Origin of the sequence: Paractinoplanes pyxinae (assembly GCF_026626335.1) — a bacterium.
Taxonomy (GTDB): domain Bacteria; phylum Actinomycetota; class Actinomycetes; order Mycobacteriales; family Micromonosporaceae; genus Actinoplanes; species Actinoplanes pyxinae.
Genome location: NZ_JAPNTZ010000004.1, coordinates 216,672 through 239,873, shown reverse-complemented (window position 1 = coordinate 239,873; position 23,202 = coordinate 216,672). Strand labels below are relative to the sequence as shown.

Here is a 23,202-nt window from a genome sequence, read left to right as displayed (position 1 = left end):
ACGCGCCAGCGGCCAGCTCACCGCGCCGCGGTCCCGGCGGGAGCGACGGTCTGCCACCCACCACCCCGCTACGACATCAAGATCTTGACCTTGATTCCTATGACTTTGTGTCGACCAGCTCTTTCTTGGCGTCACGCGAGGACTTGATGAGGCTCGCGGCTGTGGCTATGCCCAGGGTGCCGATGATCACCAGCAGGCTCAGCCAGATCGGGATCTCGGGGGCCCAGTGGACGCCGTGGCCGCCATTGATGAACGACAGGTTGTTGGTGTGCAGGGCCTCGAGGAAGAGCTTCACGCCGATGAAGGCGAGCACCGCGGCCAGGCCGTAGTTGAGGTAGACCAGCCGCTCGAGCAGGCCACCGAGCAGGAAGAACAGCTGGCGCAGGCCCATCAGCGCGAACACGTTGGCCGTGAAGACCAGGTACGGCTCTTTGGTGATGCCGAAGATGGCGGGGATCGAGTCGAGCGCGAACAGCAGGTCGGTCGTGCCGATCGCGATCATCACGATGAGCATGGGCGTGAACAGGCGCTTGCCCGTCTCGGTCAGCACCATCATCTTGCCGTCGCCGAACGACGACGAGACCGGCAGGGCGCGCTTGGCCCAGCGGATCAGCACGTTCTCTTTGAAGTCGTCCTCGTCGTTCTCACCCTCTTTGAGCAGGGTGATCGCGGTGTAGACGAGGAACGCGCCGAAGATGTAGAAGACCCACGAGAACTGCGAGATCAGAGCGGCGCCGGCGGCGATGAACGCGCCGCGCATGATCAGGGCCAGCACGATGCCGATGAGCAGCACCTTCTGCTGCAGCCGGCGCGGCACGGCGAACCGCGCCATGATGATCATGAAGATGAAGAGGTTGTCGACGCTGAGCGAGTATTCGGTGAGCCATCCGGTGTAGAACTCGCCGGCGTACTGGCCGCCGGCGAAGAACCAGATGCCACCGCCGAAGACCAGGGCGAGGGCGACGTAGAAGGCGACCCAGGCGCTCGACTCTTTCATCGAGGGCTCGTGCGGCCGGCGCCCGATGATCAGCAGATCGACGGCTAGGACGGCGAGCACGGCAACCAGGGTGACGATCCAAACCCAGGCGGAGATGTTCAACTGAGGCCTCCGGCAGACACGGTCCGGCGCTGCGCCCGCACCGGGAGCGGCGGGAACAGCGTCGTGCGACTGTCGGAGGTCTCTTCCGCCGCCTCATCGGCGACCGCCGGCCCCGGGCGCGCCCTGTTGGGGGTCGGACGCTCCGTGTTGACGAGACCGGCACGGGGGAATACTCCCCTCCTACGGCAGCCATTGTGTCTCATCGAACGGCACAACGGCAGGGCCCCCCGGCAAACCGTGTCGAGTCTCATCCGACGGTAAGCCTCGGGAAGGCCACCTTCACGTTACCTGTCCCTAACCGATTCCTCCCCGGCCACTCCAGTTCACTCCTGCTCAGGGCGTCCTAGGAACCTAGCTCGTCGGCCCATGTGGCAGGCTGCGGCCATGGTTCTCGAGGTCGCGCTGATCGACATCACCCCCGGCTCGGAAGAGGCTTTCGCCGCCGCGTACAAGACCGCCCACCCGATCCTGGCCACCACCCCGGGCTGCCGCTCGGTGCGCATGACCCGTGGCGTGGAGTCGCCGTCCCGCTTCGTGCTGCTGGTCGAGTGGGACAGCGTCGAGGCCCACCTGCAGAACTTCCGGGACAGCGAGCGCTTCACCCAGTGGCGCGGCCTCATCGGCCCCTACTTCGCCAACCCGCCGCTGGTCGAGCACTTCCTCGACGTGCCGGCCGCCGGCTAGGCCCTCGCTCAGTCCGCGCCCGGGTCGCACCAGGTGAGGCCGCCGAGGCTGCTGCGGGTCTTGGATCAGTCCGTGGCGGGGTCGCCCTTGGTGAGGCAGTAGAGGCCGCCGGCCGGGTCGCGGAAGGTGGTCCAGTTGGGCCACTCGCCGACGAAGGTCGCGCCCAGGGATTCGTGCCACGGGCGGGCGGCCGGGATGTCCGAGCACGAGACATCCAGGTGCACCGAGGCGGCGCGCTCCTCGCCCAGGCGTTGCAGCAGGAAGCGGACGGGGACGGGCGGCTCGGGCTGCAGCCGGACGAACTCGTCGGCCCGCACGCCCTCGTCGAGGCGCCACTCGGTGAGTGTCTGCCAGAAGCGCACCTCGTCGTCGTACACCGAAGGCGCCAGGTCGAAGCAGAGCTGATGCGGCCGCAGGGTCACCCCGTCCGGGCCGTTGGCCGGCCGGGGGCGTACGCGTTGACCCCGCCACTCGGCCGTGCAGAACTCCAGCCCCGCGGGCGACCGCAGGGTCTGCCAGCTCCCGTGGTCGCTGACCACCGTGGCGCCGGCGGTGAGGGCGCGGCCGTTGAAGCCGGCCAGGTCGTCGACCCAGATGTCGGGGTGGTGGCCGCCCGGCCCCTCCCGGACGCCCTGAATCTCGATCCACTCGTCCCCCGCGGCGGTGCGCAGCCGCACGAACCCCGGATCCTTCTGCGGCTCCGGATCCGACCCCGTGACCGTGGCCCAGAACGCGACGGCCGCGTCGAGCCGGTCCATCGGCCGATCAAGGAACGCGTCCACCCACCGAATCATCGCCACTCCACCCGTCAGCCGATCGCCGGAGAAGTCCGTTTACCCCACCACCCGCGCCTGATGCCTGCCCAGCCGCACCACCGCCAACCCGCCCCGCCGATCGCCGGTCGCGCAACCCGTCACGCCGGTCGCCCAGCCCAGCGAACCGCCGCCGAGCCGCCCGCCACGCCGATCGCCCAGCCCAGCGAACCGCCGCCAGCCGCCCGCCACGCCGATCGCCCGGCCAGCGAGCCGCCGCCAACCGCCCGCCATGCCGATCGCCCGGCCGGCGAGCCGCCGGCTGCCGCTCTGGTGGCCGTGAGCTGGGTCAGGGTTGGTAGCGGGCTCGGCGGCCGCGGTCGGTGAAGCCGAGACGGCGGTAGAGGGTGGCCGCGCCCGGGTTGTTGACGTTGACGGTCAGCCAGGCGTGGGTGCTGCCGGCCGCTCGCAGGCGGGACAGCGCCTCGAGGAGCAGGGCCGCGGCCAGGCCGTGCCGGCGGGCGGCGGGCACCACGCCGACCTGGACCACCCAGTCGCGGGCGGTGGTGATGAAGCCGGCGTCGCCCAGCCCGGGCACCGTGACCAACAGCGAGCTGTCCGGCCGGAAGTCGTCGTCGTCCTCGTTCTCGGCGATCCACTCGTCGGCCGGGTCGCCGGGGAAGCCCGGCCGATCCCGGAACGACGCGTGGTAGGTGGCATGGAACCGCTGGACGACCGCCCCGTCCCAGCTGACGACGGTCACGTCCGGCGGCCATTCCACCGGGGCCGGCAGCGAGTCGCCGAGCTCGATCCGCATGACGTCCTCGGCGAACACCTGCCGCAGCCCGCGGGACTCGAACAGCGCCGCCGCGTCCTCCGTCAACGACTCGGTCTCGACCGTGACGCCCGGCGCACTCAGCGGGCCGTCCTCAGCGGACGACCCGCCGGCGGCAGCGGAGTCGTCGACGGCCGCATGCTTCCCCGGCCCAGCGACGGCGCGGGCACCGGCCGCCAGCGACAGGCCATGGTCGAGCAGGGCGGCGCCCAGCCCGTGACCGCGGGCCGCCGGATCGACCAGGCCGGTGAAGAACGGCCCGCTCGGGGTGAGCCGGGCCGCCCCGGCCGCGGCGAGACTGCCGTCAGCCGCGACCAGCCCGAAAGCCGACACGCCCGGCGCCGCCCAGCGCCGCCCCAGAAAGCCGGGATCGGTCGCCAGCGGCATGCCGCCGTCGGCCGCGAGGCACCGCTCGGCGAGCGCGAGAAGCTCGTCCGGCAAGCCGGTCAGCTCGGTCCACACAGTCTGGCCGGGGGCAGTCATCCGGCCAGACTAGTCAGGGCCCCCGACCTACTTCACCCCGGCGGCGTCCATGCCCCGCAGCTCTTTCTTGAGCTCGCCCATCTCGTCGCGGATGCGGGCCGCCAGCTCGAACTGGAGCTCGCGGGCCGCCCCCAGCATCTGCTCGTTGAGGTCCTGGATGAGCTGGGCCAGCTCGGTGCGGGCCATGCCCTCGCGGGCGGGACCGGCCGGGGCCGGGCTGCGGCCCTTCGACCTGGTCTCGGGCACGGGGGCCTTGCCGCGCGAGATCTGCCGGCCGCCCCCGCCGACCATCGGGTTGACCTGGGCCTCGGTGTCCTCGGCCTCGCGGTAGATGTCGTCCAGGATGTCGTGGATCTTCTTGCGGAGCGCCTGCGGCACGATGCCGTTGGCCTCGTTGTGGGCGATCTGCTTGTCGCGCCGGCGGTTCGTCTCGTCGATGGCGTCGCGCATCGACGGGGTCATCTTGTCGGCGTACATGTGGACCTCGCCCGACACGTTACGGGCGGCCCGGCCGATGGTCTGGATCAGCGACCGGCCGGAACGCAGGAAGCCCTCCTTGTCGGCGTCGAGGATGGCCACCAGCGACACCTCGGGCAGGTCGAGACCCTCGCGCAGCAGGTTGATGCCGACGAGCACGTCGTAGTCGCCCTTGCGCAGCTCTTTCAGCAGCTCGACGCGGCGCAAAGTGTCCACCTCGGAGTGCAGGTAGCGCACCCGGATGCCGTTCTCGAGCAGGTAGTCGGTGAGGTCTTCGGCCATCTTCTTGGTCAGCGTGGTGACCAGGACCCGCTCGTCGCGTTCGGTGCGGAGCTTGATCTCGTGCATGAGGTCGTCGATCTGGCCCTTGGTGGGCTTCACGACCACTTGGGGGTCGACCAGGCCGGTCGGGCGGATCACCTGCTCGACGTACTCGCCCTGGGCCTCCTGCATCTCCCACGGGCCGGGGGTGGCCGACAGGAACACCATCTGGCCGACCCGCTCGAGGAACTCGTCGAAGCGCAGCGGGCGGTTGTCGGCCGCGCTGGGCAGGCGGAAGCCGTGCTCGATGAGGATGCGCTTGCGGGAGGCGTCGCCCTCGTACATGCCGCCGATCTGCGGGATCGTCACGTGCGACTCGTCGATGACGGTGATGTAGTCGTCGGGGAAGTAGTCGAGCAGGGTGTACGACGGCTCGCCGGGCGAGCGCCCGTCCATGTGCATCGAGTAGTTCTCGATGCCGTTGCAGAAGCCGACCTGGCGCATCATCTCGACGTCGTACGTCGTGCGCATGCGCAGCCGCTGGGCCTCGAGCAGCTTGCCCTGGCGCTCGAGCTCGGCCAGTCGCTCCTCCAGCTCGGCCTCGATCTGGTTGATCGCGCGTTCCATGCGCTCGGGGCCGGCCACGTAGTGCGACGCCGGGAAGATCACCAGGTGGTCGACCTCGCGCACGACCTCGCCGGTCAGCGGGTGCAGGTAGTACAGCTTCTCGATCTCGTCGCCGAACAGCTCGATGCGGACGGCCAGCTCTTCGTAGGCGGGGATGATCTCGAGCGTGTCACCCCGCACGCGGAACGTGCCGCGCTGGAAGGCCATGTCGTTGCGCGAGTACTGGATGTCGACCAGGCGGCGCAGCAGGTTGTCACGGTCGACCTCTTCGCCCACCTTGAGGGCGACCGAGCGGTCGAGGTATTCCTGCGGGGTGCCCAGGCCGTAGATGGCGCTGACGGTGGCCACCACGATCGTGTCGCGCCGGGTGAGCAGCGACATGGTGGCGGAGTGGCGCAGCCGTTCGACCTCTTCGTTGACCGACGAGTCCTTCTCGATGTACGTGTCGGTCTGCGCGATGTAGGCCTCGGGCTGGTAGTAGTCGTAGTAGCTGACGAAGTATTCGACGGCGTTGTTGGGCAGCAGCTCGCGGAACTCTTTGGCGAGCTGGGCGCACAGCGTCTTGTTGGGGGCCAGCACGAGGGCCGGCCGCTGCAGCTTCTCGATCAGCCAGGCGGTGGTGGCACTCTTGCCCGTGCCGGTGGCGCCGAGCAGCACCGTGTTGCGGTCGCCGCGCCGGACCCGCCGATCGAGCTCGGCGATGGCCGTCGGCTGGTCACCGGCCGGCTGGAATTCGCTGACGACCTCGAAGCGGCCGTCGAGTCGTGGAAAGTCGAGCGCCATGGGACCTACCGTACGTCGGGGGTATGACAAGTTTTCGGTGTCGCCGGGGCCGGGCGTTCACCCGTGCGGGACCGGCGTGCGCAGGGTGCACATTCGGCCCTGCCCGGCGGCATTGATGCTTGTTGCGCGGCACGCCTAACCTGTTCGGGTAGGCCGCTCGCGGCGGCCGCCCGGCACTGAGCGGGGCCACCAAAACGGTCCCCTCAGCCGGCCCGTGGTTGTTGCGCCCCGGTTGACGGCGAGCGCACCCGCAGGTGGTCGCGCCCAGCGCAGACCGGCCGCCGCGAGCGCCCTTATCTCAACCTCGGGGTCAACTGCTTTCTTCCGTACGCCTCACGCCCGCCCGTCAGTCCGACGGGCACCAGCCGGTCGCCTCGGCCCAGTCGTCGGCGGCCCGGGCCTCCTCGTCGAACCAGGGTTCCTTGGCGTCGGCGTACGCGTAGCGGTCCTGGTGCTCGGCCGACCACCGCACCTTGGCCTCGGCGTAGCCGTCGCGCGCCTCGGGGACGGTGCGCAGGTGGTCGCGCATGAGCAGGGCGAACCGCCAGCCGGGCGAGCCCGTCACCCGGACGTGCAGATTCACCGTACGGCCGGGGTCGGTGCCGCCGTGCAGGCGCTTCGGCCACGTCTGCCCGGGCAGGCCGCGCGCGTTGTCGACCCACTCCCCCGGCCGCCGCGGGAAGCCCGCGCCGCCCAGCCGGTCGGCCAGCGCGTCGGCCTCGTCGAGGGTGCGCACGGCCAGCATCAGGTCGATGATGTCTTTGGCGGGCAGCCCGGGAACCGCTGTCGAGCCGATGTGCGACACCGCCGGGCGGCCGGGCAGGGCGTGCCGGATCCGGGCGATCAGCCGCCCGGCCTGGTCGGGCCAGGTGGGGTCGGGCTCGGCGATGTGCAGCCGGCGGTCGGGCCGGGCCGACACACGCAGGCGCAGATTTTCCTCGTACGGCTTGAGCCTGGTCTTGAACAGCCGGTCGACCCGCTCGTTGAGCTCGTCGAGGCTGCCGTCGTTGACCAGCAGCACGTCGGCGGCACGACGGCGGTCGGCGTCGCCGGCCTGGGCGGCGATGCGGGCCTCGGCCTGCTCGGCGGTCATGCCCCGGGTCTCGATGAGCCGCCGGATCCGCTGGGCCCGGTCGGCCTCGACCACGATCACCAGGTGGTAGCTGGGGGCCAGCCCGGTCTCGACCAGCAGCGGCACGTCGTTGACGACCACCGCCTCGCCGGGCGCGGCGGCGGCCAGCTCGGCCGTCCGGGCCCGGATGCGGGGGTGCAGGATCTTCTCCAGCGTGCGGCGGGCGTCGTCGTCGCCGAAGACCCGGGCGCCCAGCGCCGGACGGTCGAGTTCGCCGCCGGCCGTGAGCACGCCGGGGCCGAAGGCGGCCACGACCTCGGCCAGGCCGTCGGTGCCGGGGGCGACAACCTCGCGGGCCAGCACGTCAGCATCGATGATCACCGCGCCGTTGCGGGCCAGCCGCCGCGCCACCGCGCTCTTCCCCGCACCGATCCCGCCGGTCAGACCCACCATCAGCACTCGCCCAGTATTCCCGGCTCGCGACCAACAGGACAGCCCGCCTCAGCGGAACAAAAGGCGCCAGGCCGAGGAGGACCGGCCGGCGGGAAAGGCGAAAGGCCGCCCCGACCGAAGTCGGAGCGGCCTTTCGAAGAACGCTCAGCGCACAGGCTGGGTCAGTTCTTGCCGCCGGCCAGCTTCTCGCGCAGAGCGGCGAGAGCCTCGTCGGTGGCCAGGGTGCCGGACGGCTCCTCGTTGGCGCGCGCCGGGGCCGGCGAGCTCGACGAGGTCGAGGACGAGGTGGACGACGACGAGCTGGTCGCCGCGCCGGCCGGGGCCGGGTTGAGCGCAGCCTCGGCGTCGGCGTCGCGGGACGCCTGCACCTGCTTGGTGTGGGCCTCCCAGCGCTCGCGGGCGTCGGCGTACTGCTTCTCCCACGCCTCGCGCTGCTTGTCGAAGCCCTCGAGCCACTCACCCGTCTCGGGGTCGAAGCCCTCGGGGTAGATGTAGTTGCCCTCGTTGTCGTACGTCGCGGCCATGCCGTAGAGGGTCGGGTCGAAGTGCTCCTCGCCCTCGACGAAGCCCTCGTTGGCCTGCTTGAGCGACAGGCTGATCCGGCGCCGCTCGAGGTCGATGTCGATGACCTTGACCAGGACGTCGGAGCCCACCTGGACGACCTGCTCGGGCAGCTCGACGTGCCGCTCGGCCAGCTCGGAAATGTGCACCAGACCCTCGATGCCGTCGTCCACGCGGACGAAGGCGCCGAACGGGACCAGCTTGGTGACCTTGCCCGGGACGATCTGGTTGATCGCGTGGGTGCGGGCGAACTGGCGCCACGGGTCTTCCTGGGTCGCCTTCAGCGACAGCGAGACGCGCTCGCGGTCCAGGTCGACGTCGAGCACCTCAACCTCGACCTCCTGGCCGACCTCGACAACCTCGGACGGGTGGTCGATGTGCTTCCAGGAGAGCTCGGAGACGTGCACCAGACCGTCGACGCCGCCGAGGTCGACGAACGCGCCGAAGTTGACGATCGAGGACACGACGCCCTTGCGGACCTGGCCCTTCTGCAGCTTGTTGAGGAACTCGGTGCGAACCTCGGACTGCGTCTGCTCGAGCCAGGCGCGGCGGGACAGGACCACGTTGTTGCGGTTCTTGTCCAGCTCGATGATCTTGGCCTCGAGCTCGCGGCCCACGTAGGGCTGGAGGTCGCGGACCCGGCGCATCTCGACCAGGGAGGCCGGCAGGAAGCCGCGGAGGCCGATGTCGAGGATGAGACCACCCTTGACGACCTCGATGACGGAGCCGCGAACGACGCCGTCGTCCTCCTTGATCTTCTCGATGGTGCCCCACGCGCGCTCGTACTGCGCACGCTTCTTCGAGAGGATCAGACGGCCTTCCTTGTCCTCCTTGGTGAGGACGAGGGCTTCGATGTGGTCACCGACCGACACCACTTCCGCGGGGTCCACGTCATGCTTGATCGACAACTCGCGCGAGGGGATGACACCCTCGGTCTTGTAGCCGATGTCGAGCAGGACCTCGTCCCGATCGACCTTGACGACGGTGCCTTCGACAATGTCGCCGTCGTTGAAGTACTTGATGGTCTCGTCGATGGCGGCGAGGAATGCTTCCTCGGATCCGAGATCGTCGACGGTGACCTTGTTGGCGCTCGAGGTGGCCTCGATGCTGCTCGTCATGTGGACTGTTGCTCCGAACGGATGGATTCGTGGTGTCTCTCGCGCCCCGCGGAACTGCCGGCGGGCACGGCACGAACGAGCAAATCAGGATCGGGCGACCGAAACGGACCAGAATCCTTGCAGTCGATCATGTCGAGACCGACGACCACGGAACCTGCTCCCTGCCGAGGCACACGATCCGCGAGCGCATCGACTAGCTTACCGTGCGCATTACCACAGGTTGCAAGCCCTCCTGACGACCCAGGCACAATGTTCGGCCGAAACCCCGCAGCATGCCCGTAATGTACGGAATCGGGACGCCGCCACGCGCTGCCGTACCGTGTCGGCGTGACCGAGATCAACCCGCCGGACCCGCGCTCGCCGATCACCGACGCCGAGAGCCGGGTCGCCAGCCGCGGCTGGTGGGACGCCGACGCCGACGAGTATCAGGCCGAACACGGCGCCTTCCTGGGCGATCTCGATTTTGTCTGGTGCCCCGAGGGGCTGCGCGAGGCCGACGCGCACCTGCTCGGCGACGTGCGCGGGAAGCGGGTACTGGAGCTCGGGGCGGGCGCCGCGGCGGGCGCGCGGTGGCTCGACGGGCAAGGGGCCGAGGTGACTGCGCTCGATCTCTCGGCGGGCATGCTGCGGCACGCGCGGGCGGCCGAGGCCCGTACGGGCGTACGGGTTCCGCTCGTACAAGCCGACGCGCTGGCCCTGCCGTTCGCGGACAGCGTATTCGACATCGTGTGCACGGCCTTCGGGGCGATCCCGTTCGTGGCCGATTCGGGCGCGGCCATGCGCGAGGTGGCGCGGGTGCTGCGTACGGGCGGGTCCTGGGTCTTCTCGGTCACCCACCCGATGCGCTGGATCTTCTGGGACGAGCCGGACGAGTCCGGGTTGATCGCCCGCAACTCGTACTTCGACCGCACCCCGTACGTCGAGACGGACGAGGGCGGGGTGCCGGTCTACGTCGAGCAGCACCGCACGCTGGGCGACCGGGTGCGCGAGCTGGTGGCCGCCGGGTTCGTGTTGCGCGACCTGGTCGAACCGGAGTGGCCCGACGGGCACGAGCAGATCTGGGGTCAGTGGAGCCCGCTGCGGGGGCGGCTGTTCCCCGGTACGGCGATCTTCGTGTCCGATCTGCCCGGCTGACCGTTTCCGCAGGCCGCCCGGGGGTACCCGGCTGTCATGGCGAGTGACGAGAACCTGAAAAAGGGCGACGACGTGACCTGGAAGAGCCACGGGCAGAACGTCCACGGCGAGGTCGAGCAGAAGATCACGAAGCGGACCGAGGCGGCCGGCCGCACGGTCGACGCGTCCAAGGACGACCCGCAGTACAAGGTCAAGAGCGACAAGACCGGGCGCGAGGCGGTCCACAAGCCGGGAGCGCTGAAGAAGAATGGCTGACACCGACACGTACGCCGAGTTCAAGGACGCGGTCAACATGACCGCGACCGAACTGGAGAAGTGGCTCAAGACCGACGAGTCGAAGGACGTCGGCCAGAAGTCGTCGTCGGGCGCCGAGTCGGTCGGCCACGACTCCGGCCGCAAGATCATCAAGATCCTCGGCAAGAAGAAGGCCGACCTGACCGACGACGACGAGGCGCACATGCGCAAGGTCGTCGGCTACGTGCACCGCCACCTCGCCCAGCACCCGAAGGGCGACGTCGAGGACACCAAGTGGCGCTACTCGCTGATGAACTGGGGCCACGACCCGCTCAAGAAGTGAGCGTCAGAGCGGCAGCCCCGTCTCGAGCAGGGTGCCCATGACGGCCAGCGCCGCCGGGATCATGCGGTAGTAGACCCAGGTGCCGCGGCGGTCGCTGTCGACCAGGCCGGCCTCGCGCAGCACCTTCAGGTGGTGCGAGATGGTCGGACCGGTCAGGTGGAACTCGCCGGTCAGGTCGCACACGCAGACCTCGCCGCCGCGGGCCGAGGCGATCATCGACAGCAGGCGCAGGCGCACCGGATCGCCGAGCGCCTTGAACATCGGCGCGAACGCGTCGGCCCGGGCCGGGTCGAGCGGCTCGCGGGTGAGCGGTCCCCCGGTGGCGTTTTCCATCGTCTGGCTCCCCATGGCGTCACCTTTGCAAAGCACCGCAACCCCGACCGGTCACGACACGCTGGCTCTGCGCGCCCGCGAGGACGCAACCGCGCAGAGCCTACGCCGCCGGCGCCAGTTCTAGGGTGGAGGCATGGCGGGCAACGGAGTGCGATCGGCGGTGCGCGAGCTGCTGCAGGTCACGGCGATGTGGTTCGGCCTGGGCGAGCCGGGGACGGACGGCAGGCGGACCCCGCCCGAGCAACGCGCGGCCTACATGTTCGTGCAGACGGCGGCCGCGGTGGCGCTGGGCGCGACGGCGGCCCTCGTCTACGCCCTCGTCAAGGACCAGCCGGTGCCGGTCGACTGGCCCGCCCCTTATCTGCCGCTCTTCGTGCCGCTGGCGATCGCCGTGGCCCGGCGCCCGGCGGCCAGCCTGTGGACGCTGGCCGCGGCCGTGCCGGCGGGCGGACTGGTCATCGTCGCCGTGCTGACGATGGTGCCCGGCACCGGCTTCTGGGCGTGGTTCAGCGCCCTGTCGGCCGGTGCACTGGCGGCCGCCACCTTCTTCGGAGCGGTCTCGCCGCGCCGCTAGCTCAGTGGTCGGCGCCGTTCCAGTCGCTGCCGTGACCGACCGAGACGTCCAGGGGCACCGAGAGCGGGTAGGCGGCGCTCATCTCGCGGCGGACGAGCTCTTCCAGCGGCTCGCGTTCGCCGGGGGCCACGTCGAAGACCAGTTCGTCGTGGACCTGCAGCAGCATGCGGGAGTTGAGCCCGGTCTCTTTGAGCGCCCGGTCGACCCGCAGCATCGCGACCTTGATGATGTCGGCCGCCGAGCCCTGGATGGGCGCGTTCAGCGCCATGCGGCCGGCCATCTCGCGCCGCTGGCGGTTGTCGCTGGACAGGTCGGGCAGGTACCGCCGGCGGCCCAGGATCGTGGCCGTGTAGCCGTCCCGGCCGGCCTGCCGCACGACCTCTTCCAGGTAGGCCCGGACGCCGCCGAAGCGCTTGAAGTACTCGTCCATGAGCTCCTTGGCCTCGTCGACCGAGATGGTGAGCTGGTTGGACAGGCCGAAGGCGCTCAGACCGTAGGCCAGGCCGTAGTTCATGGCCTTGATCTTGCGGCGCTGGTCGGGCACGACCTCTTCGACGGGCACGTGGAAGACCGAGGAGGCGGTGGCCGCGTGGAAGTCGAAGTCCGAGTTGAACGCCTCGATCAGGGCCACGTCCTCGGAGAGGTGGGCCATGATGCGCATCTCGATCTGGCTGTAGTCGGCCGTCATGAGCTGCTCGAAGCCCTCGCCGACGACGAACGCCCGGCGGATGCGGCGGCCCTCTTCGGTGCGGATCGGGATGTTCTGCAGGTTGGGGTCGGTCGAGGAGAGCCGGCCGGTGGCGGCGACGGTCTGGTTGAACGTGGTGTGGATGCGCCCGTCGTCGGAGACCGACTTGAGCAGACCGTCGACCGTCGACTTGAGCTTGGCCACGTCGCGGTGGCGCAGCAGGTGCTCGAGCAGCGGGTCGCCGGTCTGCGCGAACAGGCTCTGCAGCGCGTCGGCGTCGGTGGTGTAGCCCGACTTGATCTTCTTGGTCTTGGGCAGGTTCTTCTCGACGAACAGGATCTCTTGCAGCTGCTTGGGCGAGCCGAGGTTGAACTCGCGGCCCACCTCGGCGTGCGCGGCCTGCTGGGCCGCCTTGACCTCGGCCGCGAAGTGCGCCTCGAGCTCGGAGAGGTAGACCGTGTCGGCCGCGATGCCGAGGTGTTCCATCTCGCCCAGCACCTCGGACAGCGGCTGCTCGACCTCGACCAGCAGGGTCTGGGACTCGCCGCCGTCGCGCGACAGCTCCTCGGTGAGCACGTCGGCCAGGTCGAGGGTGGCCCGGGCCCGCAGCATGACGTTCTGCTCGGCCGCGCCGTCGTTGCCGTCGAGGCCCTGCAGCAGGTCGAGCTGGCCGCCGGCCGGTTCCTCGACCCGCAGCTCGCGCTTGAGGTAGCGCAGGGCGAGGTCGGTCAGGTCGTAGGCGCGCTGGTCGGGCTTGGCCAGGTAGGCCGCGAGCGCCGTGTCGACGCGCAGGCCGCCGAGGTGCCAGCCGTGGGCGCGCATGGCCAGCGAGGCCGGCTTGGCGTCGTGCAGCACCTTGGGCCGGTCGGGGTCGAGCAGCCAGGAGGCCACGGCCTGCTCGTCGGCCTCGTCGAGGGCGGCCGGGTCGAACCAGGCGGCCGGGCCGTCGCCGGTGGCCACCGCGACGCCGGTGAGGGTGCCCGTGCCGCGGCCGAACGTGCCGGTGACGGCCACCCCGACCGGCGCCTGGGCGGCGTGGGCGGTCAGCCAGCCGGCCACCTCGCCCGCGGCCAGCACCCGGCCCTCGAGGTCGAACCCGGACTCGGCCTCGGGCTCGACCGCCTCGAGGTAGGAGTAGAGCCGCTCGCGCAGCACCCGGAACTCGAGCGCGTCGAACACCTGGTGCACGGCCTCGCGGTCCCAGCCGTGCCAGCGCACGTCCTCGGGGCGCAGCGGCAGCTCGAGGTCGGTGCGCAGGGCGTTGAGCTCGTAGTTGAGCATCACCGAGGACAGGTGGGCCCGCAGGTTGTCGCCCGCCTTGCCCTTGACCTTGTCGGCGTTGGCGACGACGCCCTCGATGCCGCCGTACTCGGTGATCCACTTGGCCGCCGTCTTGGGGCCGACGCCGGGCACGCCGATCAGGTTGTCGCTGGTCTCGCCGACCAGGGCCGCCTTGTCGCGGTAGAGGTGGGGCGGGACGAGCTGCTTCTCCTCGACCAGGGCGGGGGTCATCCGCCAGACCTCGGAGACGCCGCGGCTGGGGTAGAGCACGGTGGTGTGCTCGTCGACCAGCTGCAGGGCGTCCCGGTCGCCGGAGGAGATCAGCACCTCCATGCCGGCCGCGCGGGCCTGGGTGGCCAGGGTGGCGATGACGTCGTCGGCCTCGAAGCCGGGCTTCTCGACGTACGGGATGCGCAGCGCGTCCAGGATTTCTTTGACCAGGCTGACCTGACCCTGGAATTCCGGCGGGGTGGCCGACCGGCCGGCCTTGTACTCCGGGTATTTCTCGGTGCGGAAGGAGACGCGGGAGACGTCGAACGCGACCACGATGTGCGTGGGCTTCTCGTCGCGCAGCATGTTGATCAGCATCGAGGTGAAGCCGAACACGGCGTTCGTGTGCTGACCGGTCTGCGTGCTGAAGTTCTCCTTGGGCAGCGCGTGGAACGCGCGGTAGGCCAGGGAGTGGCCGTCGAGCAGCAGCAAACGGGGGGTCTCGGCGTCGTCGCTCACGTCCAGGAACTCTAGTCGTGAGGTCCGACAAAAAACGGGACCACCCCGCCTGCTTAAAGCACCTTGCTCAGGAATGCCCTGGTTCGCTCATGCTGCGGGTTGCCGATGACGTCGCGCGGCGGCCCCTGCTCGACCACGACGCCGCCGTCCATGAAGATCAGGTTGTCGCCCACCTCACGGGCGAAGCCGATCTCGTGGGTCACCACGATCATGGTCATGCCGTCGGAGGCCAGGCCCTTCATGACGTCGAGGACCTCGCCCACCAGCTCGGGGTCGAGCGCGCTGGTCGGCTCGTCGAACAGCATCAGCTTGGGCCGCATGGCCAGGGCCCGGGCGATCGCCACCCGCTGCTGCTGGCCGCCGGAGAGCTGCCCCGGATAGTTGTCCATCTTCGCGCCCAGGCCGACCCGTTCGAGCAGGCCGGCCGCGCGGTCGCGCACCTCGGCCTTGCTCTCCCGCTTGACCCGGCACGGCGCTTCCATGACGTTCTGCAGCACCGTCATGTGCGGGAACAGGTTGAACCGCTGGAAGACCATGCCGATCTCGCGGCGCTGCTTCGCCACGTCCTTCTCGCCCAGCTCGTGCAGCTTGCCGCCGCGCTCGCGGTAGCCCATCAGGTCGCCGTCGACGAAGATCCGGCCGGCGTTGACCTTCTCGAGGTGGTTGATGCAGCGCAGGAACGTCGACTTGCCGGAGCCGGACGGGCCCAGCACACAGCACACCTCGCCCGGCCTCACCACGAGGTCGACGCCCTTGAGCACTTCGAGCGAACCGAACGACTTGTGCACGTTGTCGGCCCGCACCATCGCGTCTGACGATGAAGCGTTGGTCATGGCGCCTCCCCGGTGATCCGGCCGCCCTGCTCGACCTGGATGTCGCGCAACCGCTGCTTCGCCTTGGCGGCCGCTCCGTACCCCTTGCTGAAGTGCCGCTCCACGAAGAACTGGGCGACCATCAGCACGGTGCACAGGATCAGGTACCAGATGAGCGCCGCGACGATCACGGGCAGCACGACAAACGTACGCGCCGAGACCTGCTGCAGCTGGAACCACAACTCGAAGGTCACCGGCACGAACGCGACCAGCGACGTGTCCTTGACCATGGCGATGATCTCGTTGCCGGTGGGCGGCACGATCACCCGCATCGCCTGCGGCAGGACGACCCGGCGCAGCACCTGGCCGCGGGACATGCCCAGCGCCACCGCCGCCTCGGACTGCCCCTCGTCGATCGACTGGATGCCGGCCCGCACGATCTCGGCCATGTAGGCCGCCTCGGACAGGCCCAGCGCCAGCATGCCGGCCACGAAACCGGCGAGCAGGTCGCTGGCCTTGATGCTGTAGAACTGCCCGTCGAAGTTGTCCAGCCCGAACAGCTGGCCGATCTGCGTGCCGAACGGCAGGCCGAAGCCGATCCGCTCCCACAGGATGTTCAGGTTGCCGAACAGCACCGCCAGCACGAGCCGCGGCACCGCCCGGAAGAACCAGGTGTAGACGAAGGCCACCGACGACAGGATCTTGTTCTCGGACAGCCGCATGATCGCGATGACGATGCCGAGCAGGATGCCGATCGCCATCGACGAGATCGTCAGCAGGATCGTGCCGCGCAGACCCTCCAGGACGGGCTCGGTGAACATCACACCGCGCTTGCCGTCCTGGTACTCCAGGAAGATGAACGACCAGCGGAACCGGTCGTTGGTCACCAGCAGGTGCACGAACATCGCGACCAGGATCGCGATGACACCGAGCCCCACCCAGCGGGCGGGGTGCCGGACGGGCACAGCCTTGATCGCTTCAGGCCGTGCCCGTACGGATGTGGATTCGTCGCTCATGCGAGGGTCAGACCGACGGGTTCACTTCGGGGGTGGTGATGGCACCCGCGGCCACACCCCACTTGTCGAGGATCTGCTTGTACGTGCCGTCGGCGATCAGGGTCTGCACCGCCTCGCCGATCACGTCGGCGAACTCCTTCTGGTCCTTGGCGATCGCGTAGCCGTACGGCGCCGCGTCGTAGATGTCGCCGACCAGGGCCAACTGCCCGTTGGTCTGCTTCACCGCGTACGCCACGATCGGCGAGTCGGCCAGCATGGCCTCGTCCTTGCCGGTCACCACGGCGTTGGTGGCGTCCGACTGCTTCTGGTACTGGTCGATCGTGATCGCGGCCTTGCCGCCGTCGGTGCACTTCTTCGACCGGGCCTTCAGGTCGTCCACCTGTACGGTCGCGGTCTGCACGGCGACCTTCTTGCCGCACACGTCGTCCGGGTTGATCGTCACGCCGGTCTTGGCGGCCCACTGGGTGCCCGCCGAGAAGTAGGAGACCATGTTGACCTCCTTCAGCCGGTCCGGGTTGATCGTGAAGGAGGAGACCCCGACCGAGTACTTCTTGGTGGTCACGCCCGGGATGATGCTGTCGAACGTGGCCGAGGTCCACTCGGTGGTCAGGTTGAGCTTCTGCGCGACCGCGTTGAACAGGTCGACGTCGAAACCGATGACCGTCTTGCCGTCGCTGTCGAGGTACTCGTTCGGCGCGTACGACGAGTCGGTGCCGATGGTGAGCTTGCCCGCGCTCTTGATGTCGGCGGGCACCTTGTCGGCCAGAGCGGTGTCGGCGGACGCGCTCGGCGCCGGGGCGCCGCTCGAGCCCGAGTCGTCCGACTCCGAGCCGCAGGCGCCCAGCGACAGCGTCAGCGCCGCCGCGGCGGCCAGGCCGAGGATCGCCCGGCGGCCGGGGGTGGTGCGGAACATGATGACTCCTAGTAGTCGTGAAGCGTGTTACGCGACGCCGAGGTAGGCGTCCTTGACGGCCGGGTCGTTCAGGAGCTCGGCGCCGGTGCCTTCCTTCACGATCCGGCCCGTCTCCAGAACGTACGCGCGATGTGCCCGGGACAGGGCCTGTTGGGCGTTCTGTTCCACGAGCAGCACTGTCGTGCCCTGCTGGTTGATCTCCACGATGATGTCGAAGATCTGCTGGATCAGCATCGGGGCCAGACCCATCGACGGCTCGTCGAGCAGCAGCAGCTTGGGCCGGCTCATCAGCGCCCGGCCCACCGCCAGCATCTGCTGCTCACCGCCGGAGAGCGTGCCGCCGGCCTGCTTCTCGCGCTCCTTGAGCCGCGGGAACAGGGTGAAGGCGCGCTGCAGGTCCTCGTCGATCTCGGCGCGCACCTTGCGGGTGTAGGCGCCCATCTCCAGGTTCTCGCGCACCGTCATGCCCGGGAAGATGCCCCGGCCCTCGGGCGACTGCGACACCCCGCGGACCACCCGCAGGTCGGCCCGCATCTTGGTGATGTCGTCGCCGTCGAAGCGGATCGTGCCCTGCGACACCGGCCGCAGACCCGAGATGGCCCGCATCGTGGTCGACTTGCCGGCGCCGTTGGCGCCGATCAGAGCCACCACCTCACCCTGGCCGACGGTCAGGCTGATGCCGTGCAGGGCCTGGATGCGCCCGTAGGCCAGCGTCACGTTGTCGATCTCAAGCAGCATCGGTGGGCACCCCCAGATACGCGGCGATGACCGCCGGATTGTCCCGCACCTCGGCCGGCGTGCCCTCGGCGATCTTCTTGCCGAACTCCAGCACCACGATCCGGTCGGTGACCCCCATGACCAGGCGCATGTCGTGCTCGATGAGCAGCACGGTCACCCCGGTGTCACGGATCCGGCGGATCAGCTGCAGCAGATCCTCCTTCTCGGCCGGGTTGAAGCCGGCGGCCGGCTCGTCCAGGCAGAGCAGGGTCGGGTTCGTGGCCAGCGCGCGGGCGATCTCCAGCCGGCGCTGCTCGCCGTACGAGAGATTACGGCTCACATCGCCCGCCCGGTGCGCGATCCCGACGAAACGCAGCAGCTCCAGCGAACGCTGACGGCCCGACTTCTCCTCCCGCCAGAACCGCGGCAGGCGGAACAGCGCGCTGATCACGCTCGTCTTGTGGTGCGCGTCCGCGCCCACCATGACGTTCTCCAGCGCCGTCATCTCGGGGAACAACCGCACGTTCTGGAACGTGCGGGCGATGCCGCCCCGGGTGATCTGGTGCTTCTTCTTCCCGACGATCGACTCGCCCTGGAAGCGGATCGCGCCCTCGGTCGGCCGGTAGACCCCCGTCATCGCGTTGAAGCAGGTGGTCTTGCCGGCGCCGTTGGGCCCGATGAGCCCGAAGATCTCACCCTTGCGCAGCGAGAAGCTGACGTCGTTGAGCGCCACCACACCGCCGAAGCGCAGGGTCACGTGGTCAACTTCGAGAAGAACGTCCCCGCGTACGTCGTTCCGCGCGGGCGCCGACGCCGGCTTGCCCGTGGGAGCGGCCTCATCGACCGGACGCGCGTTCTCCCGGTCCCATTCCTCCGGAGTCTCCTGATGCGGCTCAGTCATGACCGGCCCTCCGCTTCGCTCCGGGCGAGCATTCGCGTGACACTGAGCCCGATGGTGCCTTCGCTTCGCTCAGTCACTGGGGAGCCACCTCCTTCTCGCGGTCCTTCAGCTCCATCGCGCGACGCCGGCTCGGGATCAGACCCTGCGGCCGCAGCACCATGATCAGGATGATCGCGGCGCCGAAGATCGCGAACCGGTACTCGTACAGGTCGGTGTCGCCGAACGACAGACCCCGCAGCCGGTCCGGGATGTACGAGATGAGCACACCACCCAGGATCGCCCCGGCCATGTTGCCGGAACCACCCATGACCACACCGGCCAGCACCAGGATCGAGAACTGCAGCACGAACGTCTGCGAGTTGATGAAGCTCTGCTCACCGGCGAACAGCACACCGCCCAGACCACCGATGAACGCGCCGATCGCGAACGCCCACAGCTTGTACTTGAACGTGCGCACGCCCATGACCTCGGCGGCTTCCTCGTCCTCACGGATCGCCAGCCACGACCGGCCGACCCGGCTGCGGTCCAGGTTCCGCACACCCAGGATGACCAGGATGATGACGGTCAGGCCGAGCCAGAAGTACGGGATAGCGTCGGTCACTCCGAAGATCGGCTCCCCGCCCCAGCTGCCCGGCGGGTGCGGGATGCTCGCGAAACCGCGGTCACCGCGCAGCGTCGTCGTCGACGTGGCCACGATCCGGATGATCTCGGCGAAGCCCAGCGTCACGATGGCCAGGTAGTCACCGCGCAGCCGCAGCGTCGGCCAGCCCAGGATCACACCGGCGATCATGGTCAGCACCAGCGCCGCCGGCACCGCCATCAGCCACTTCCAGCCCGTGTCCTCGTACAGGATCGAGTCCGGCGAGGTCAGTAGGGCCGTGCCGTACGCGCCGACCGCGAAGAAGCCGACATAACCCAGGTCGAGCAGACCCGCGTACCCGACCACCACGTTCAGGCCCAGCGCCAGCAACACGTAGTAGGACATGTTGAACAGCGCGCTCGGCCAGTCGATGCCCTCGGTGACGATCTGCGGCCCGATCAGCGGCACATCACCCACGTACGGCAGCAGGTAAGCCGCCACGGCGGCCAGCAGGACCACCACGCCCCGGATGTACCAGGGCTGCCGGCCGAACCAGCCGCGCACACCACCACTCGAACGGAAAGACGCCTTCTCGCTCATGCTCGAGCCCTTCCCAGCGACTCACCCAGCAGACCCGTCGGCCGGAACAGCAGAATGACCACCAGCAGCACGAACGAAGCCGCGTGCAGCCACTGCGAACCGAACACGCCCGCCGCGTAGTTCTGCAGCACACCCAGCAGCAGACCACCCAGCAGGGCGCCGCGCAGGTTGCCGATACCACCCAGCACGGCCGCCGTGAACGCGTCGATGCCGAGCAGGAAGCCCGCGTCGTACCGCGTCACGCCGATCTTCAGGTCGTACATCACCGCGGCGATGCCGGCCATCAGACCGCCCAGCAGGAACACCAGCGCGATCACGCGCGACTTGTTGACACCCATAAGCGCCGCCGAATCCGGGTTCTGCGCCACCGCGCGGACACCCCGGCCCAGCCGCGACCCGTTGATGAAACGATCCAGCGCGAACATCATCACCAGCGCCAGCAGGATGATGAGGATCTGCAGGTTCGTCACCGTGGTGTCGCCGATCGTGAAGACCGGCCGCGCCTGGATGATCGGCGGCACACCCGTCTGGTTGCGGTGCGTCGCCACACCCACGACCTCGGAGATGAACAGCGACGCGCCGATCGCGGTGATCAGGAAGGCCAGCGGCGGCGCGTTGCGCCGGCGCAGCGGCCGGTAGGCCACGAACTCGACCGTCAGCGCGGCGGCACCGGAAACGATGATCGCGGCGATCAGACCGACCAGCATGTACAGCAGCATCGGGCCGACCGCGGGGGCGGCCGAGTTCTGGTCCAGGCCGAACAGGCCCCAGGCGAACAGACAGGCGTACGTGCCGAGGAGGAACACCTCGGAGTGCGCGAAGTTGATGAGCCGCAGCACACCGTAGACCAGCGTGTAGCCCAGGGCGAACAACGCGATGATCGCGCCCTGAGCCAGACCCGTGACGGTGAGCGGCCCGAAATTATCGATCAGACCGGAAAAATCCACAGAGGGGCTCCAAAACGACGAGGCCGGTGCGGCCGGAGATCATCCGGCCGCACCGCCCACCAGAAAGATAGTGCTCAGGCGATCAGGAGGTCTTGATCTCCACGTCGGCCTTCGCGTCGCCAGAGCTGTCGAACTTGAACGCCCAGACCTTGATGAAGTTCGGGTCCAGCTCACCGGTCTCGGTGAACTTGTAGGTGTTCGCGATGCCCTTGTAGTTGACGGTCTTCAGGTAGTCGTTCAGCTTCGCCGTGGTGTTGTTGCCCGCGTCGATGCCCTGAAGGAAGACGTTCGCGGCGTCGTAGGCGACGTCCGAGTACGTACCCGCGTCCTGGTTCCACTTCGCCTTGTAGTCGTTGACGAAGGTGCCACCCGCGGCCTCCGGCGGAGAACAGGGGCAGGTCACGACCGTGCCGACCGCGGCCTGGACACCCGACGCCTTCGACAGGCCCGGGTCCTTCATGCCGTCGCCGCCCAGCAGCGTGCCCTTCCAACCGGCCGCCGTCAGCTGCTTGCGGATGATGCCGGCGTTCGTGTAGTAGCCGCCGTAGAACAGCGCCGTGGCGCCGCTCGACTGCACCTTCTGCACCAGAGCCGAGAAGTCGGCCTGCTTGCCGTCACCCTCGGTCTTGTCGGTCGACACGACCAGCGAACCCAGCTTGCTCTTGACCACCTCGGCCAGACCGGCGCCGTACGCCGACTGGTCGTCGGCCACGAAGACCTTCGTCGCCTTCAGGTTGTCCTTGATGTACGCGGCGGCCGCCGGGCCCTGCGCGTCGTCGTTGGCGACCGCGCGGTGGAAGACCTTCCAGCCCTTCGACGACAGCGACACACGGGTCGCCGACGGCGTGATCGTCGGGATGCCGGCCGACTCGAAGATCGGGTCGGCGGCCTCGGACTCACCGGAGAACGGCGGGCCGACGATGCCGAGGATCTTCTTGTCCGCCACGAGGCTGCGCGCGACACCGGGGGCGACCGAAGCCTCACCCTGCGAGTCGAACTTCGCCACCTCGATACACGTGGAACCCTTGGCCTTGTTGTACTGGTCGATAGCCAGCTCGAAGCCCTGCTCGATGTTCACACCGAGGTTGGCGGCCGAGCCGGTCAGAGCGCCGAAGAACGCCAGCTTGTAGCCGCAGTTCCCCTCGCTCGCGGTGTCGTCGCTGCTCGAACCGCTATTACAAGCAGCGGCACCGGCGATGAGCCCGATGATGGCCACTCCGCCGATGGCTCGTGCGAGAACCTGCCTCAAGGTTGGAACCCTCCTCCATACCGAACCCACCGAGCCACTGCTGGCCGATTGGCACTTGCTGTGCCGGCGACCACAAGCGCCCCGTTATGGGGCGGGACGTTATCCCAGGTTCCCGGCCTGCCAAAAGACTTCACCTCGGCTTTCACCGAACCGTTACGTCCGGTGACCTGATGGCCAGGTTCGGTGTTACAAGAGGACTACCCCAAGATCAACTAGAGGCGGGTTGCGTGCCGTCCGCCTCCTGACCCTCAGCCAGGATCCGGTCCGCCACCTCACGCATCGTCATCCGGTGATCCATCGCCGTCCGCTGAATCCACTTGAACGCCTGCGGCTCGGTCATCTGATACTTGGTCATCAGCTCGCCCTTGGCCCGCTCGACCGACTTCCGCGTCTCCAGACGGTCGGTCAGACCGGCGACCTCGGACTCCAGCACGGCGATCTCGGAATAACGCGACAAGGCGATCTCGACCGCGGGCACCAGATCCGACTTCTGGAACGGCTTCACCAGATAAGCCATGGCGCCGGCAGCCCGCGCGCGCTCGACGAGGTCGCGCTGGCTGAACGCGGTCAGAATGACGACCGGCGCGATCCGCCCCCCGGCGATCCGCTCGGCCGCGGCCAGACCATCCATGATCGGCATCTTGATGTCCAGAATGACGAGGTCGGGGCGCAGCTCCTCGGCCAGGCGCACGGCGGTCTCCCCGTCGCCCGCCTCACCGACGACGTCGTAGCCCTCCTCGACGAGCATTTCGGCCAGGTCCAGACGGATGAGCGCCTCGTCCTCGGCGATCAACACCCGCTTGCGCTCGGCACCAGCCTGCGAGTCGGCCACGGAACCCCTACCCCCAACGTTCCCGAAGTCGCGACACCCCGGTATGCGGGTGTCGCCGCCCTAAGCGTAGTGGGTACGCTGTCCCCAGCTCATCTTGGCGGGACGAACTCGCGG

The 23,202-nt window shown here is 69.0% G+C and carries 22 protein-coding genes; 5 read left to right on the top strand and 17 right to left on the bottom strand.

Features of this window, described 5'->3' with window-relative positions:
• Window positions 1–97: 97 nt before the first annotated feature.
• On the bottom strand, window positions 98–1,099 hold the full coding sequence (locus tag OWR29_RS12265; RefSeq protein WP_267562818.1) for a TerC family protein: 1,002 nt from the start codon (window positions 1,097–1,099) through the stop codon (window positions 98–100).
• Between the two features lie 384 nt (window positions 1,100–1,483).
• On the opposite strand from OWR29_RS12265, the gene OWR29_RS12260 reads away from it, so the two are divergent.
• Window positions 1,484–1,783, top strand: a complete 300-nt coding sequence (locus OWR29_RS12260; RefSeq protein ID WP_267562817.1) for an antibiotic biosynthesis monooxygenase family protein — start codon at window positions 1,484–1,486, stop codon at window positions 1,781–1,783.
• Window positions 1,784–1,848: 65 nt separating this feature from the next.
• Here the strand turns inward: OWR29_RS12260 and OWR29_RS12255 are convergent, their stop codons facing one another.
• The 5 genes from OWR29_RS12255 to rpsA all read right to left on the bottom strand — a co-directional run bounded on the left by OWR29_RS12255 (window position 1,849) and on the right by rpsA (window position 9,205).
• On the bottom strand, window positions 1,849–2,577 hold the full coding sequence (locus OWR29_RS12255) for a VOC family protein (protein ID WP_267562816.1): 729 nt from the start codon (window positions 2,575–2,577) through the stop codon (window positions 1,849–1,851).
• Between the two features lie 307 nt (window positions 2,578–2,884).
• Complete coding sequence (locus tag OWR29_RS12250; RefSeq protein ID WP_267562815.1) at window positions 2,885–3,853, bottom strand: GNAT family N-acetyltransferase; 969 nt, start codon at window positions 3,851–3,853, stop codon at window positions 2,885–2,887.
• Between the two features lie 27 nt (window positions 3,854–3,880).
• Window positions 3,881–6,001 (bottom strand): excinuclease ABC subunit UvrB, encoded by a 2,121-nt coding sequence (gene uvrB / locus OWR29_RS12245; protein ID WP_267562814.1) that lies wholly within the window; start codon window positions 5,999–6,001, stop codon window positions 3,881–3,883.
• 346 nt (window positions 6,002–6,347) lie between these two features.
• Window positions 6,348–7,532, bottom strand: a complete 1,185-nt coding sequence (coaE, locus tag OWR29_RS12240; protein WP_267562813.1) for a dephospho-CoA kinase — start codon at window positions 7,530–7,532, stop codon at window positions 6,348–6,350.
• Window positions 7,533–7,687: 155 nt separating this feature from the next.
• Window positions 7,688–9,205, bottom strand: a complete 1,518-nt coding sequence (gene rpsA, locus OWR29_RS12235) for a 30S ribosomal protein S1 (protein WP_267562812.1) — start codon at window positions 9,203–9,205, stop codon at window positions 7,688–7,690.
• A gap of 327 nt (window positions 9,206–9,532) precedes the next feature.
• Here rpsA and OWR29_RS12230 point away from each other — a divergent pair, with 327 nt between their 5' ends.
• Genes OWR29_RS12230 through OWR29_RS12220 form a run of 3 tightly spaced genes read left to right on the top strand, consistent with a single transcriptional unit; the run spans window position 9,533 to window position 10,916 of the window.
• The gene (locus tag OWR29_RS12230) at window positions 9,533–10,339 is read left to right on the top strand and encodes a class I SAM-dependent methyltransferase (RefSeq protein ID WP_267562811.1); all 807 of its coding nucleotides are present in this window, start codon (window positions 9,533–9,535) and stop codon (window positions 10,337–10,339) included.
• Between the two features lie 36 nt (window positions 10,340–10,375).
• A complete protein-coding gene (locus OWR29_RS12225; RefSeq protein ID WP_267562810.1) occupies window positions 10,376–10,594 on the top strand; it encodes a hypervirulence associated TUDOR domain-containing protein in 219 nt (72 codons plus the stop codon).
• Window positions 10,587–10,916 (top strand): DUF3140 domain-containing protein, encoded by a 330-nt coding sequence (locus tag OWR29_RS12220; RefSeq protein ID WP_267562809.1) that lies wholly within the window; start codon window positions 10,587–10,589, stop codon window positions 10,914–10,916. Before OWR29_RS12225 ends, OWR29_RS12220 begins: the two co-directional genes overlap by 8 nt.
• A gap of 3 nt (window positions 10,917–10,919) precedes the next feature.
• On the opposite strand, the gene OWR29_RS12215 is transcribed toward OWR29_RS12220, so the two are convergent.
• The gene (locus tag OWR29_RS12215; RefSeq protein WP_267562808.1) at window positions 10,920–11,264 is read right to left on the bottom strand and encodes an ArsR/SmtB family transcription factor; all 345 of its coding nucleotides are present in this window, start codon (window positions 11,262–11,264) and stop codon (window positions 10,920–10,922) included.
• A gap of 118 nt (window positions 11,265–11,382) precedes the next feature.
• On the opposite strand from OWR29_RS12215, the gene OWR29_RS12210 reads away from it, so the two are divergent.
• The gene (locus OWR29_RS12210) at window positions 11,383–11,823 is read left to right on the top strand and encodes a hypothetical protein (protein ID WP_267562807.1); all 441 of its coding nucleotides are present in this window, start codon (window positions 11,383–11,385) and stop codon (window positions 11,821–11,823) included.
• A gap of 1 nt (window position 11,824) precedes the next feature.
• Here the strand turns inward: OWR29_RS12210 and polA are convergent, their stop codons facing one another.
• From polA to OWR29_RS12160, 10 genes are all read right to left on the bottom strand, one after another.
• On the bottom strand, window positions 11,825–14,521 hold the full coding sequence (gene polA / locus OWR29_RS12205) for a DNA polymerase I (RefSeq protein ID WP_267562806.1): 2,697 nt from the start codon (window positions 14,519–14,521) through the stop codon (window positions 11,825–11,827).
• 53 nt (window positions 14,522–14,574) lie between these two features.
• On the bottom strand, window positions 14,575–15,354 hold the full coding sequence (locus tag OWR29_RS12200) for an amino acid ABC transporter ATP-binding protein (protein ID WP_324291237.1): 780 nt from the start codon (window positions 15,352–15,354) through the stop codon (window positions 14,575–14,577).
• Window positions 15,351–16,349 carry an amino acid ABC transporter permease gene (locus OWR29_RS12195; protein WP_267562805.1) on the bottom strand — a complete coding sequence of 333 codons (999 nt, stop codon included), beginning with the start codon at window positions 16,347–16,349 and terminating at the stop codon, window positions 15,351–15,353. Before OWR29_RS12195 ends, OWR29_RS12200 begins: the two co-directional genes overlap by 4 nt.
• 7 nt (window positions 16,350–16,356) lie before the next feature.
• Window positions 16,357–17,262 (bottom strand): ABC transporter substrate-binding protein, encoded by a 906-nt coding sequence (locus OWR29_RS12190; protein ID WP_267562804.1) that lies wholly within the window; start codon window positions 17,260–17,262, stop codon window positions 16,357–16,359.
• A gap of 27 nt (window positions 17,263–17,289) precedes the next feature.
• Entirely contained in the window at window positions 17,290–18,000 is a 711-nt protein-coding gene (locus OWR29_RS12185) for an ABC transporter ATP-binding protein (RefSeq protein ID WP_267562803.1), read from the bottom strand.
• Window positions 17,990–18,880 carry an ABC transporter ATP-binding protein gene (locus OWR29_RS12180; protein WP_267562802.1) on the bottom strand — a complete coding sequence of 297 codons (891 nt, stop codon included), beginning with the start codon at window positions 18,878–18,880 and terminating at the stop codon, window positions 17,990–17,992. The genes OWR29_RS12185 and OWR29_RS12180 overlap by 11 nt, the downstream gene beginning before the upstream one ends.
• 73 nt (window positions 18,881–18,953) lie before the next feature.
• Window positions 18,954–20,060, bottom strand: coding sequence for a branched-chain amino acid ABC transporter permease (locus OWR29_RS12175; RefSeq protein WP_267562801.1), 1,107 nt, complete (start codon window positions 20,058–20,060; stop codon window positions 18,954–18,956).
• On the bottom strand, window positions 20,057–21,007 hold the full coding sequence (locus OWR29_RS12170) for a branched-chain amino acid ABC transporter permease (protein WP_267562800.1): 951 nt from the start codon (window positions 21,005–21,007) through the stop codon (window positions 20,057–20,059). The genes OWR29_RS12175 and OWR29_RS12170 overlap by 4 nt, the downstream gene beginning before the upstream one ends.
• An 82-nt stretch (window positions 21,008–21,089) precedes the next feature.
• A complete protein-coding gene (locus tag OWR29_RS12165) occupies window positions 21,090–22,256 on the bottom strand; it encodes a branched-chain amino acid ABC transporter substrate-binding protein (RefSeq protein WP_267562799.1) in 1,167 nt (388 codons plus the stop codon).
• Between the two features lie 208 nt (window positions 22,257–22,464).
• Window positions 22,465–23,088, bottom strand: a complete 624-nt coding sequence (locus OWR29_RS12160) for an ANTAR domain-containing response regulator (RefSeq protein ID WP_267562798.1) — start codon at window positions 23,086–23,088, stop codon at window positions 22,465–22,467.
• Between the last annotated feature and the right edge of the window lie 114 nt (window positions 23,089–23,202).